Source organism: Flavipsychrobacter sp., assembly GCA_041392855.1.
Taxonomy (GTDB): Bacteria; Bacteroidota; Bacteroidia; order Chitinophagales; family Chitinophagaceae; genus UBA5543.
On sequence record JAWKLD010000001.1, the window covers coordinates 2,551,653 to 2,565,023 of the forward strand.

Consider the following 13,371-nt stretch of genomic DNA (forward strand, 5'->3'; position numbering starts at 1 on the left):
AAGGGTTATTTGTTACACTCCGGATAACTTAATGTTTTTAACTCCCATCCTATTACATCTCCTTTCGATGCATCTACACATTCATACCAGCCTGTGCCAGGAGGTGTTTTTGCATCAAAAAGGTGGAAAACACCTGTAACTCTATCCAATACCTTTACATCATTCAGATTGGTGATATCTATTACTACCAGATCGTTGAGATTGTTAGTATAGAGATTATTGTTCTTAATAGCCATTTCCTGAGCTCCGGTCACTTCTATGAAGTGTATCTTTTGAGGATTAGATGGTGCTGAGATATCTATTACATGTATGCCCTTTCCCGTCTCTACTTGATAAAGCAGGTTGCCTTTTACATATATCTTACCTTCATTAACTATTGGTGCCGGGCCAGACGATTTGATCTTTGCCACATCATCCAAGTTTCCATATATCGGCGCATAGCCCTCTACGCTTTTAGGAGGGGATGGGGGTTGCACCGTCGGTTCTTCTCCACCATCAATAGTTACAATACCAAGCGGGTCGCAAGAAGATATGCCTAGCAGAAGTAGGGGTAATAGCCCTACAAAAGCCTTTTTTAAGATTGTATTTTTCATATAGCGATATTAAATGTGTGAAATTATGATATGCAAAATCTATGCTAGTTTTAGCGATGAAAAACACTTAATAATTTGGTAACATGATGCTGACAATTTGAATTTCTAAAAAACTTCAACTTTCGGCTACAAATGTTCTATCTTTACTTATTAGTGGTTAAAATCGCTCGATTTTTATAAAATCTGTCCGTTTTTCACTGCTTTTTTACCTTTTTCAAATTTATGCAGTAGTAGTAAACATGGGTTTGTTTAACTTCTTAACACAGGAAATCGCGATCGATCTAGGCACAGCCAACACCCTCGTGATACATAATGGACAAGTAGTGGTGGATCAGCCATCGATTGTTGCCATAGACCGTGCAACTAATAAAATAGTTGCCGTTGGTAAACAGGCAATGATGATGCATGAAAAAACACACGAAAATCTTAAAACAATTCGCCCGTTAAAAGACGGTGTTATTGCCGACTTTAATGCTGCTGAAGGTATGCTAAGGGAAATGATAAAACTGGTGCATACTAAAAAGCGTCCATTATTTCCTCCTAGCTGGCGTATGGTTATCTGTATTCCTTCTAGTATTACAGAAGTTGAAAAACGTGCCGTAAGAGACTCTGCCGAACAAGCAGGTGCAAAAGAAGTATACATGATACACGAACCAATGGCTGCTGCACTTGGTATAGGTATTGACGTAGAAGAACCTACTGGTAATATGATCATTGACATAGGTGGTGGTACTACTGGTATTTCTGTAATTGCACTGGCAGGTATCGTATGCGACCAGTCAATAAGAATAGCAGGTGACGAATTTACCGGAGATATTATGGAAGCTATGCGTAGATATCATAGCTTGATGATAGGTGAGCGTACTGCTGAACAAATAAAAATTCATGTGGGCTCGGCCCTTAAAGAGTTGGACAATCCACCGGAAGACATAGCTGTAAACGGACGTGACTTGGTAACCGGTATTCCAAAACAAATCATGGTGTCTTACCAAGAAGTTGCCGAAGCTTTGGATAAATCTATCTTCAAAATTGAAGAAGCAATTCTTAAAGCACTGGAAAGTACTCCTCCCGAACTAGCTGCTGATATTTACAGACGTGGCTTGTACCTTACTGGTGGTGGTGCATTACTTCGTGGTTTGGACAAACGTATTTCTCAGAAGATAAAATTACCGGTACAAGTAACTGATGATCCGCTACGTGCTGTTGTAAGAGGTACAGGTATGGCACTGAAGAACATACCTAAGATGCCTTTCTTAATGAAATAACTATTATTAATAGGTAATTATCATTACCAACAATGTTAAACAGTAAATTATAAGGTGCGCAATTTTCTTTTATTCATTCGCCGCTTTTCTAATCTGTTACTGTTCTTGATAGTAGAAATTGCATGTGTTATTCTTATAGCACGTACTAATACTATTCAAGGTAATGATATTATGAGCTCAGCCAACATTATTATTGGAGGTGTATACCAAAAGCAAGATGATGTTGCTCATTACTTTGCGCTAAGAAGAATGAACGATAGTTTATTAAATGAGAACATTAAACTACGTACACAAATAGCTGCCTATAATAGTGTAGATACTCTTAAAGACTTCAATGTAAACCAAGCAGTAGTATCAGAAGAGGATACCTCTAACAAAACGATCACTTATGCTAACTATAAGTTCCGAACTGCCAGGGTAATCAATAATTCGATCACTGCAGCTAATAACTATATCACTATAAATAGAGGTAGTAATAGCGGTATCAAAAAAGACATGGCAGTAGTATCGGGCAATGGAGTTGTAGGTAGGGTTGTAAATGTTTCTTCAAAGTTTGCAACGGTTTTATCGGTACTAAGTGTGAAACAACAGGTAAGTGCTAAACTAAAAGATGGCACTTTTGGTTATGTAGTTTGGAAGGGTAGAAATGCTGATAGGTTAACGATGAAAGATGTACCACAACAAATAAAAGTGGCAGTAGGCGATTCTGTTTTTACCACCAGCTATTCTTTCTTTCCGGCAAATGTGCTGATAGGGGTTGTGGTTAAAAAAGAAATGCAAGAGAATAACAACCTCCAATTATTACACTTAAAAACTGCTACTAGTTTTAGAAATTTACAGTACGTATATATAATAGAAAATAAAAACTTAGAAGAACGAAAGCAACTGGAAGATACCAGAGCCAAATAATATGAACGTCTACATAAAAAACTTGATTCGCTTCTGTATCATTATGGTGATACAAATACTCGTCTTTAGAGATGAGACGGTGCAATGGTGGACGGAACCAAGTGGCTTTCCTATTTTCAAACCGCTTATTTATCCTTTATTCATTTTACTACTACCTTTTGAAACACCCATTTGGGCTTTGATATTACTAGGCTTCGTCTCAGGTATTGTAGTAGATGCTTCTATGAATACGGCAGGCATGCATGCTTTTGCTACAGTGCTTATTGCTTATTTCAGAACTAATGTACTGAATGCTCTTTTGCCAAAAAATTTGAGTGAGTATGGTAATCAATCTCCATCGGTGAAAAACATGGGCTGGTTGCCTTATATAGTTTATGCCGCTTTTCTAATTGTATTTCACCATGCCACATTCTTTGTATTCGAGCTGTGGAATGTTGGTAATATCAGCTATCTGTTGTTGAAGATCTTGGTAACAACTATTACCACATTATTATTTGTGTTGGCCTATGCCTTACTGTTTACCCGTCAGACGAAACAGTATTAATTAGTCGGCATTTTTTGCTGCCTTTTCAACATTTTCCCAAAGCACATTAGCAGCACGCTCCCAAGTAAATTTTTCTACTTGCTCCGGTGCTTTCTTGATTAGTTGTGCTCTTAGGTTTTCATCTTTATACAATTGCTCCATCTTAGCAGCAATATCAAAATGATCTTCAGGATCTACCAATAACCCTGCCTCGCCTACCACTTCTGGCATAGAAGAAGTATTGCTTACTATAGCCGGCACATTACATTTCAATGCTTCAAGAATTGGGATACCAAAACCTTCAAACAAAGAAGCATAAACCATAGCGTATGCGCCACCTATTACTTTAGACAGCTCATCCACATTCATATAGCCTACCCATTTCACATCATCCTTGAAAGGCATATTCTCTTTCATCTCTATCACTTCCTCATACTTCCATGCCATACGCCCAACGATAACTAATTTCATATCTGATCGTTGGCGCTCTTTAAAAGCCATAAATGCTTTCAATAGGTTGACGATGTTTTTTCTTGGATGCAATGCTCCTGCAAATACAAAGTATTCACAACCTTCCGCATATTGCTCCTTTACCTTCTCTTTCTCTTGCCAAGACAAAGGCTGGTATTCATCATGTGCACCGTTGTAAGAAACATCTATTTTTTCGGGCGCTATTCTATATCGTTTGCTGATGTCTTCTTTGGAGTAGGTAGATACGGTAACGATCCTTTTTGCTTTCCTTGCAAAAAGAGGACTATATCGTTGCCAATATAAACGGTGACTAAATTTTAAATGCTCCGGGTAATGTTCAAAAGCCAGATCGTGTATAACGATACAAGTTGGCACTTTAGTACTTAGCGAGCCAAAACCGTCAGGAGATAAAAACACATCTACTTTATGCTTCTTCAACATAAAGGGGATGCTCCACTCCAGCCATGCATAAAAAAGAAAAGGGTGTCTTGCCTGCGGACGAACAACTACCGGAGTTACATTATCTGCAAAAACAAAAGAGGGGTCGTAGTTTCTATCAAAGAAGAAAATAAACTCATGCTCAGGATGCTGCTTTACTATTCGCTCCAACGTGCGATAGGTAAACCACCCGATACCTTCTAACTTGTCCTTTAGTAATAACCTGGTATTGACACCAATGCGCATAAGTGGCGACAAAATTAAGCCTTTAAGTGTTTTTACCTACAAAAAAGGCTTAATTCTGTGCCATTTTTAAGATTATTAATTTTTTAGAACAACGGCATGGTGGGTTTAGTACCCATTATCTCGTCAATCCTTTCCATCACCTCATCGGTCAATTTTGGTAAAACATCCAGCGCCTTTAGGTTTTCTGTAAGCTGCGACTCTTTAGTAGCGCCCAGTATAGCTGTAGTTACATTAGGGTTGCGGATGCACCATGCAATAGATAGTGTTGCCAAAGAAGTACCTAGATCACCTGCTACTTTACCCAGTTCTTTTACACTATTCAAACGAGCTTCACTTAATGTGCGGTCTTTTAGCCACTCAAAACCTTCTAAACCCAATCTAGACCCTTCAGGAATACCATCATTATACTTACCTGTAAGTAAGCCAGAAGCCAAAGGACTCCAAATAGTAGTACCCATGCCTATATTCTTGAATATGGTGTAATAATCCACCTCCATTTTTTGGCGCTCAAATAGGTTGTATTGTGGTTGCTCCACACTTGGGCCTATCAAACGCAAGTCGCGAGCCACCATATGGGCTTCCATTATTTCTGCTGCACTCCACTCACTAGTACCCCAATAAAGGATCTTACCTTGTTGGATAAGATGGTTCATCGTCCATACCACTTCTTCTATAGGGGTTTGTTTATCAGGGCGGTGGCAGTAGTACAAGTCCAGATAATCTACTTGTAAACGCACTAGTGCCTCGTGGCAAGCCTCAACAATATGCTTGCGGCTCAACCCTTTTTGGTTGGGCTTGTTGGTATCGCCCCCGTGCCAGCCAAAGAACACCTTGCTGGATACCACATAAGAAGAACGCTCCCAGTTTTTACTCTTTAGCACACGCCCCATCATCTTTTCACTTTCCCCCTTAGAGTACACTTCTGCATTATCAAAGAAGTTTACACCATTATCATAGGCAATACTCATCAACCTGTCTGATACGCTATCATCTATCTGTTTGGCAAAGGTGACCCAAGAACCATAAGATAAAGCACTCAGTTGCAAACCCGTTTTGCCCATTATTCTATATTCCATAGTTGCTATTTTTTAGAGATTCTAAAGTTGCGGGTTTTTGAGGAGAAAACCGATAAAGCTTTTCTAAGAAAGAGAAGAGAGAATTTATATTATGCCCATACCTAATAACACCGCTATTATCAGCAACATAACAGCAACAATAGTATGCAATGTCTCAATAGTGATTTTCTTCACCAGCTTATTACCAATGTAAGCTCCCGCAAAGGCACAGAGTGTTACTACCGCCAGTAAACTATAATTAAGATCGCCTTGTAGTGACTTGAAGATGCTGACATAGACGATCATTCTGGAGATGTCTATGATCATCGCAATAACCACCCCTGTAGCAATATAGGCCTCCTTGGTCAAGCCTGCTTTGATGAGGAACATACTACGCAATGCCCCTTGATGACCCGACAGCCCACCAAAGAACCCACTCAACAATCCACCCAATGGTAAATACTTTTTATCGAAGGTAACTTTTGAAAAACTAGGCAGTAGTTCTAACACCGCAAAGATGATAATGAGTATTGCCACCACTAGTTTTACAGGTTCTATGCTCAAAGCCCTCGCACCTATGCTATAGTTATACAATGCAGGAAGGTCAGCAAAAAGTAGTAGTGCCTTAGCCCCTAAAAATGCAGCGAGAAAAGCAGGGATACCAAAACGTAAGACCACCGACTTATCGGCATGCTTGCCCAACAATGCCAGCTTGAAGATATTATTCAGGAAATGAACTACTGCTGTGAGTGCGATGGCTATCTCAATAGGGAAGAATAGCGCAAACACTGGTACTAATATTGTACCCAAGCCAAAGCCGGAGAACAGCGTCAGTCCCGAGCCTATCAAGGCAACCAAACTAATAAGGAAGTAGTCCATATACCAATTTACAAAATAGGTATTTGCATTTTGCCAAGTAGTTATTATTTATATAGAATGATTACAACCATATGCCTTAAGGTTGTGAATCAAATTCGCAATGATAGATTAATGTATACTAGATGCTATATACTTATCAAATGTTATTATCTCATCAATTATGGTTCTTCCAAAATTGGGGTAGCTATCCACTATTATCTGAGTAAGCAACCCTGTAACGTTCTCGGCATTATTAAAAGTGTATTGTTCCTTTATTATCTCCTGATAAGTATTTAATAGTTTTTTTTCTTCTTTACTCATATCAGATACTATTAACTCATGGGCGATTTGTTCACATATCCTTATTCTTCTTTTTTCGTATTCTGCTAATGACCAACTCATAAATTATAATATATATGCTAATTTAGGATTACATAAATAAAAAAGGCGCTATAAAAGCGCCTTTCAAAATTCTGTTATATCATATACACCACTAAACCATCTCTGATTTTTGGTTCAAACCAAGTGCTCTTTGGTGGCATCACTTCTCCGCTATCAGCTATGTCAAATAGTTGTTGGATGCTTACCGGGTAGCAAGCAAAGGCTGCTGCTACATCTCCACTATCCACACGCTTCTCCAACTCGCCCAATCCACGAATACCACCTACAAAATCTACACGGTCGTTCGTACGCGGGTCGTCAATATCTAGGTGTTTGGTCAATACGTTGTTTTGCAAGATGCTCACATCCAGCACGCCTATCGGGTCGTTGGTATACGTACCTTCTTTAGCTACCAGCTTATACCAGTTGCCATCTATATACAGACCAAAGTCGTGCAGTTGCTCTGGCTTGTATTGTGTTTTGCCCATTGGCTCCGATACGTCAAAGTCTTCTTTCAGCGCGTTGATAAACTCTTCGGTACTCATACCCTTCAAGTCTTTCACTACACGGTTATAATCGATAATCAACAACTGGCTTTCAGGGAAAATACAAGTCACGAAGTAATGACTACGCTCATCTGCTGTACCTTCTGCTTCTAGAGCAGCACGAACCTTAGCCCCAGATGCCGCACGGTGATGACCATCAGCAATATAAGTAGCTGGCACTTCTCTATCGAATATATCAGTGATCATAGCCACTGTAGCCTCATCGTCTACCACCCAGAAGGTATGCTGTATACCATCCTCAGTAGTAAAGTCGTTCGTAGGCTCGTTGCTATCTTTCCACTGCTCAATTATTTGGTTGATATCGGCTTGGTCTCTATATGCCAAGAAAACGATACCAGTTTGCGCACGTGTAGTTTTGATGTGGTTGATACGGTCGTTCTCTTTTACAGGACGAGTAAACTCGTGCTTCTTAACGATACCATTGTTATAGTCCTCTACAGATGAGCCACAGATCAAACCTGTTTGCGCACGACCATTCATGACCAACTTATAGATATAATAGCATGGCTTCTCGTCATATACCATCACACCATCAGCTATCATTTTATCCAAGTTCTCTTTTGCCTTGTCGTACACCGCTTGTGTGTGCACGTCTGTACCTTCAGGTAGATCTATTTCAGAACGGGTAACATGATAAAAATGATGTGGCTGATCTTTATAGGCTCTTGCCTCTGCTACATTTACCACATCGTAGGGTAGTGTAGCTACTTGTTCTGCCAGTTCTTGTTTTGGTCTTAACCCTTTGAAAGGGGAAATCTTTGCCATAGCTTATTATTTACTGTGCTTTTGTTCAAATTCCTGCATCACAGCCACCAGCTGTTCTACATCTTGTATGGTTATCGCATTATACAGCGATACTCTAAAACCACCTACCGATCGGTGCCCTGCAATGCCCGTTATGTTTCGCTCTTCACAAAAACCAATGAATGGTTTTCTCATCAGCTCATCCACCGGTAAGAAACAAACATTCATCATGCTTCTATCTTCCTCCTTCACCTCTGTGCGAAATAACGAATTTCGTTCTACTTCCTTATATAAAAGCGCTGCTTTTCTTCGGTTATCTTTTTCTATACTGTCCAGCCCTCTTTCCTTTATCCATCTCAATACCAGCATCGATGTGTATATCGCAAATACGGGTGGCGTATTCAATACAGAGTTTTTCTCTGCATAAAGATTGTAATCTAATATAGAAGGAATTGCTCTTTTTATATGTTGCAGCATATCCTTACGAACTACTACCAGCGTAGCCCCCGCAGGGCCAATATTCTTTTGAGCTACTGCATAAAACATAGCACAATTAGTAAATGATATTTTTCTACTGAATATATCGCTACTCATATCAGCAATAACTGGTACTGTGGAAGCTGGTATATCTTTCCACTGTGTACCATAAATAGTATTGTTGGTAGTGCAGTGTATATAGGCTAAGTCTTTCTGGCTATTATTATCTGGCCAATCTGGTAGTTCCGTATAGTTCTTGTCTTTCGAAGAGGTCAATACTTTTACTTTACCATAGTAGTTGGCATACTCTATTGCTGCCGACGACCAAGAACCACTATCTATATATCCTGCAGTTTCGTCAGCACCTAGAAAGTTCATTGGCGTCATAGCAAACTGTAAGCGCCCACCACCTTGTAGCCAAAGCACTTCATACTCATCACCTACACCGCAAAGCGCTCTTACCAATGTTTTGGACTCTTCCAATATGGCACTGAAATCCTTACCCCTATGCGGCATACTAAGTATGGATACCCCTGTATTGTTATAATTCAATACTGCTTGTGCTGCCTCTTCTAAAACCTCTTGAGGGAGGGCTGCCGGTCCCGCATTAAAATTGATCTTCAATTTTGACATTTTGTTCTTCTTCCAAACTTGTGACACCACCACTTACGGCAAACTTCATAGCCTGAGCTGCTGACATACCCGTAACAGGTTTTATATTATGGCTTTCCACCACTACTACCCAGCCCGATACGGCATAGGCATGCGGCAAGTAAACGGCTACTTTATCCTCAAAGTCGGCAAAGTCCATATTTTCTTGTGTCAGGAAACCGATACGCCATACTTCAGGGTCATTATTAGTGCGTATCCATACGGGCTTTGTGAACTTCTTCTTATCTCCTACAAAAGAGACCATGATCTCTTTAATAGAAGTATACAAAAACTTAATGCCTGGTATATGCTGCATTAAATAATCAAATGCCTCAAAAAGAATACGGCCTAGTAAGAAACGGGTTCCTAAATAACCAATAAGTGTAATAACGGCGATAATAGAAATAAACCCAATGCCTCTGGGCATTTCAGGTATCAGACTATCTATACTATCAAACACGGTATAGATAATATACGCCGTTACCGCTATGGGGCTAAGTATCAACAACCCCTGTAGAAACGAACGAACTGATATAGATAAAATTCTACGCATATGAAAACGTTAGCACAAATGTACGATATTGACACAGCTAACGTATAATTGTTTTATACTTACAGTAATAAACCTAATAGGGAGTTAATGAAGCCTTACTTTCTTGTACTATTATTGATGTTTGGAGGTATGCACTCTAGCCTAGCTCAAACCAACAAACCTTGGAGTGGCTTTGGTATAGAAGTAAATGCCAGTATGGGTAAAATGATACGTCATACCCCTAAGTTCCCTAAACAGCTACCTAATGTGGTGACCAATTACGAACTCAATTTTATACAACAAACCTATGGGCGCAAAGCATGGCAGCAACGTAGAAAGTTTCCTGTAGTAGGCTTTGCTGTAGGTTATACGGATTATGGTATCGACTCTATTTACGGGAAATGCATCAGCCTTTACCCCAACCTGCAAATACCCATTATAAAAAGCGACAAAATAGAGTGGACCATTAGAGCTGGGTTTGGAATAGCCTATATGACAAAATATTTTCGCAGATACCCTTCCTTCGATACTGTAAACACAGCCATAGGTGGCGCACTGAATAACTTCACACATTTTACTACCGATCTACGATATCGTATTAATCAAAACTTGGATATACAACTAGGTGCCAATTTTTATCATGTTTCCAATGCGTCTTTTAAAATTCCCAACTTGGGTATCAATACCTATGGAGCACATGTAGGTTTTAGATATTTCCCTACTACTTCTACCCCTGAAAATATAGAACGCAGGCTGAAACCACTAAAAAATAGATGGTTGGCACAAGCACGTTTGGGTTATACTACCCGCCAGTATACTGCTGCCGATGGACCAGACTACCCAATATATATGCTAACGCTTTATGCGAGCAAACGCTATTGGAGCAAGAACAAATTATTATTAGGTGCCGACTATACTTTCCATAGCGAGGTCTATCAGTTTCTGAAAAACAACGAAATTGAGGTGGGCAAGGAAAAAGATAACTCCTGGCGTGCCAGCCTTTTTGTAGGTAATGAGTTTCTAGTAGGCAGGGTAGGTATTATATTTCAGCTGGGCTACTATATTAAAAATGTATATATAACGGAAGACTCCTTCTATGAAAAGCTTGGAGGTAACTTCTATATCGTACAAAAGGAGCAAGGTGTATTAAAAGAGCTTTTCTTATCTACACTTTTGAAAACCCATGCTGAAAAAGCGGAACTAGTAGAAGTCGGTCTAGGATTTGGTTTTTAGATAAGCCCTTCACGAATAAGATCGTGTAGATGTACCATCCCCACATATTTACCTTCGTTGGTAACCACTATCTGCGTAATATTATTCTTACGTATCATTTCTAGTGCCACGGCCGCTAACTCGTTTTGGTCTATGGTTTTGGGGTTGCTAGAAAGTATATCTGTCGCTTTAAGCTCATTGGTGTCAACACCTTTTTCTAGCATACGTCTTATATCACCATCTGTTATAATACCCAAGAGTTCATCTCCCTTAGTCACAGCTGTAGCGCCCAATCTTTTATTAGAGATTTCGTAGATGATCTCTTTTATTGATGCGTCTTCTCTTACGGCAGGACACTCATTAGCCCTGCAAAGGTCCTCAACCCTTAAATACATACGCTTACCCAAAGCACCACCAGGGTGGAAACGGGCAAAGTCTTCCGCAGTAAACCCTTTCAGACTTAACAGGCAAACCGCCAAAGCGTCTCCCATCACCAATTGAGCAGTAGTGCTGGTTGTAGGCGCTAAGTTATTGGGGCATGCCTCTTGCGAAACTGTACTGTTTATCCAATAATCAGCACTCTTAGCCAAATACGACTGTTCATTACCACAAAGTGCTACCACTTTATTACCAAAATTCTTAATAAAAGGTATCAACACTTTTATTTCAGGGCTTTCGCCACTTTTTGAAATAATAACTACAACATCATTCTCTTGGATCATGCCCAAGTCTCCATGTATGGCATCTGCAGCATGCATAAACAGGGCCGGCGTGCCCGTAGAGTTTAATGTAGCAACTATCTTCTGAGCAATAACAGCACTTTTGCCAATACCTGTAATCACCACACGCCCTTTAGAATTGTGTATCAACTCTACTACCGTTACAAATTCATCATTCACAAAACCTTTTAGGTTTTCTACAGACTTGGCCTCCATATCAATGGTATCTATGGCTAGCTGCTTTATGTTGTTATTGGAAGACATGGCTGCAAAATTAACCGTATTTAGTTAATTATTCATTTTGCTTGTAACTATAAGTTCATACTGTCATAAATCCTTTATATTTTTGAGCCATGAGCAACAACAGTGCTACATTTATTGCAAAAAGTAGGATAAAAGCAGAAGATCTTGAACATAAGAGAAAACTGCATTTTAATATAGATAAGTATAATACTGCTGTAGTAAAAGGAAAACAGCAATATGCTGATCTTGACCTTGCTCGTAAGCGTGCTAAGAATATCAAGTGGAAAACGATTGAAAACCTGGATAAATATCTGGAAGAGTTTGAGAAAAACTTTACAGCTAGGGGGGGTAAGGTGATCTGGGCTGAAAATGCAGAAGAAGCACAGCAGGCCATTCTAGAAATATGCAAGGCTAAGAATACCAAGCAAGTTGTTAAGTCGAAATCGATGGTGACAGAAGAAATTCACCTAAACGATTTCTTAGAAAAAAATAATATAGAGTCTGTTGAAACAGACCTTGGAGAATACATCCAACAACTGGATGGCGAAGCGCCATACCATATTGTAACGCCTGCCATGCACAAGAGCAAGGAAGACGTTGCTAAACTATTTCACGAAAAACTAGGTGTAGAACCCAATCTTGCACCTCAAGAGCTTACACAAATTGCCCGTGTAAAGCTTAGAGAGAAATATGTGACTTCTGAAGTAGGTGTAACAGGTGGTAACTTTTTGTTAGCAGATACAGGTGCTGTTTGTCTTACTGAGAATGAGGGTAATGGAAGATTAACTACAGCTTTCCCTAAAACACATATTGCGATAGTTGGTATAGAAAAAATGCTACCGTCGATCAACGACTTACATCTTTTCTGGCCACTATTATCTACATATGGAACGGGACAAAAAGTAACGGTCTATAACTCTATTTTCACCGGACCAAAACAACCCGGCGAAACAGATGGACCTGAAGAAATGTATGTTATACTTCTTGACAATGGAAGAACTAACCTGCTTAGAAAAGAAGTAAGAGAAAGTATGTATTGCATCCGTTGCGGTTCTTGCCTCAACGTTTGCCCTATTTATAAAAATATTGGTGGCCATACTTATGGCACCACCTATAGTGGTCCTATTGGTTCGGTAATTACTCCACACCTAAAAGGCATGAGTGATTTTAAACACTTGAGTTACTCTTCAAGCCTGTGTGGAAACTGTACAGAAGTTTGTCCAGTGAAGATCAATATTCACGAAATGCTACTCAACAATAGAAACATTGCTGTAAAAGAAGGGCATGGCAGTTTTGTAGAGGGGGCTACCTGGAAAGCATGGAAGTTAGCCATGCTTAATAGAGGATTAATGAACACAGCAGGTGGTAATATGAAAACCAAAGTGATCCATACATTATTCAAAAACAGCTGGGAGGCACACAGAAGCAAACTGGAATTTCCTCGCAAGTCCTTCAACCAACTTTGGAAAGACCGTAACTAGTATTCAA

The 13,371-nt window shown here is 39.6% G+C and carries 14 protein-coding genes; 5 read left to right on the forward strand and 9 right to left on the reverse strand.

All coding sequences use genetic code 11. The features are described from left to right. Nucleotides 1-5: 5 nt before the first annotated feature. Nucleotides 6-593 carry a hypothetical protein gene (locus R2800_11805; GenBank protein ID MEZ5017731.1) on the reverse strand — a complete coding sequence of 196 codons (588 nt, stop codon included), beginning with the start codon at nucleotides 591-593 and terminating at the stop codon, nucleotides 6-8. A 239-nt stretch (nucleotides 594-832) separates the two neighbouring features. Between R2800_11805 and R2800_11810 the strand changes: the two genes are divergently transcribed. From R2800_11810 to R2800_11820, 3 genes are read left to right on the forward strand one after another with little or no spacing between them, the layout of a single operon-like run. Beyond that, on the forward strand, nucleotides 833-1,858 hold the full coding sequence (locus R2800_11810) for a rod shape-determining protein (GenBank protein MEZ5017732.1): 1,026 nt from the start codon (nucleotides 833-835) through the stop codon (nucleotides 1,856-1,858). Between the two features lie 54 nt (nucleotides 1,859-1,912). Beyond that, nucleotides 1,913-2,767 carry a rod shape-determining protein MreC gene (mreC, locus tag R2800_11815; GenBank protein ID MEZ5017733.1) on the forward strand — a complete coding sequence of 285 codons (855 nt, stop codon included), beginning with the start codon at nucleotides 1,913-1,915 and terminating at the stop codon, nucleotides 2,765-2,767. A 1-nt stretch (nucleotide 2,768) separates the two neighbouring features. Continuing rightward, nucleotides 2,769-3,311 carry a hypothetical protein gene (locus tag R2800_11820; GenBank protein MEZ5017734.1) on the forward strand — a complete coding sequence of 181 codons (543 nt, stop codon included), beginning with the start codon at nucleotides 2,769-2,771 and terminating at the stop codon, nucleotides 3,309-3,311. Here the strand turns inward: R2800_11820 and R2800_11825 are convergent, their stop codons facing one another. The 7 genes from R2800_11825 to R2800_11855 all read right to left on the reverse strand — a co-directional run bounded on the left by R2800_11825 (nucleotide 3,312) and on the right by R2800_11855 (nucleotide 9,730). Further along, nucleotides 3,312-4,457, reverse strand: coding sequence for a glycosyltransferase family 1 protein (locus tag R2800_11825; protein ID MEZ5017735.1), 1,146 nt, complete (start codon nucleotides 4,455-4,457; stop codon nucleotides 3,312-3,314). Nucleotides 4,458-4,528: 71 nt separating this feature from the next. Beyond that, nucleotides 4,529-5,521 (reverse strand): aldo/keto reductase, encoded by a 993-nt coding sequence (locus R2800_11830; GenBank protein MEZ5017736.1) that lies wholly within the window; start codon nucleotides 5,519-5,521, stop codon nucleotides 4,529-4,531. A gap of 84 nt (nucleotides 5,522-5,605) precedes the next feature. Next, nucleotides 5,606-6,379, reverse strand: a complete 774-nt coding sequence (locus R2800_11835; protein MEZ5017737.1) for a sulfite exporter TauE/SafE family protein — start codon at nucleotides 6,377-6,379, stop codon at nucleotides 5,606-5,608. Nucleotides 6,380-6,487: 108 nt separating this feature from the next. Beyond that, entirely contained in the window at nucleotides 6,488-6,760 is a 273-nt protein-coding gene (locus R2800_11840) for a hypothetical protein (GenBank protein ID MEZ5017738.1), read from the reverse strand. Between the two features lie 74 nt (nucleotides 6,761-6,834). Continuing rightward, nucleotides 6,835-8,070 carry a DUF1015 family protein gene (locus R2800_11845; GenBank protein MEZ5017739.1) on the reverse strand — a complete coding sequence of 412 codons (1,236 nt, stop codon included), beginning with the start codon at nucleotides 8,068-8,070 and terminating at the stop codon, nucleotides 6,835-6,837. A 6-nt stretch (nucleotides 8,071-8,076) separates the two neighbouring features. After that, entirely contained in the window at nucleotides 8,077-9,159 is a 1,083-nt protein-coding gene (gene serC / locus R2800_11850) for a 3-phosphoserine/phosphohydroxythreonine transaminase (GenBank protein MEZ5017740.1), read from the reverse strand. After that, nucleotides 9,134-9,730, reverse strand: coding sequence for a DUF502 domain-containing protein (locus R2800_11855; protein ID MEZ5017741.1), 597 nt, complete (start codon nucleotides 9,728-9,730; stop codon nucleotides 9,134-9,136). Before R2800_11855 ends, serC begins: the two co-directional genes overlap by 26 nt. 87 nt (nucleotides 9,731-9,817) lie before the next feature. Between R2800_11855 and R2800_11860 the strand changes: the two genes are divergently transcribed. Beyond that, nucleotides 9,818-10,942 carry an acyloxyacyl hydrolase gene (locus R2800_11860; protein MEZ5017742.1) on the forward strand — a complete coding sequence of 375 codons (1,125 nt, stop codon included), beginning with the start codon at nucleotides 9,818-9,820 and terminating at the stop codon, nucleotides 10,940-10,942. Here R2800_11860 and R2800_11865 read toward each other — a convergent pair. Beyond that, on the reverse strand, nucleotides 10,939-11,904 hold the full coding sequence (locus R2800_11865) for a KpsF/GutQ family sugar-phosphate isomerase (GenBank protein ID MEZ5017743.1): 966 nt from the start codon (nucleotides 11,902-11,904) through the stop codon (nucleotides 10,939-10,941). The two genes, R2800_11860 and R2800_11865, sit on opposite strands and share 4 nt — an antisense overlap. An 89-nt stretch (nucleotides 11,905-11,993) precedes the next feature. Between R2800_11865 and R2800_11870 the strand changes: the two genes are divergently transcribed. After that, nucleotides 11,994-13,364, forward strand: coding sequence for a LutB/LldF family L-lactate oxidation iron-sulfur protein (locus tag R2800_11870; protein ID MEZ5017744.1), 1,371 nt, complete (start codon nucleotides 11,994-11,996; stop codon nucleotides 13,362-13,364). The last annotated feature ends 7 nt before the right edge of the window (nucleotides 13,365-13,371 follow it).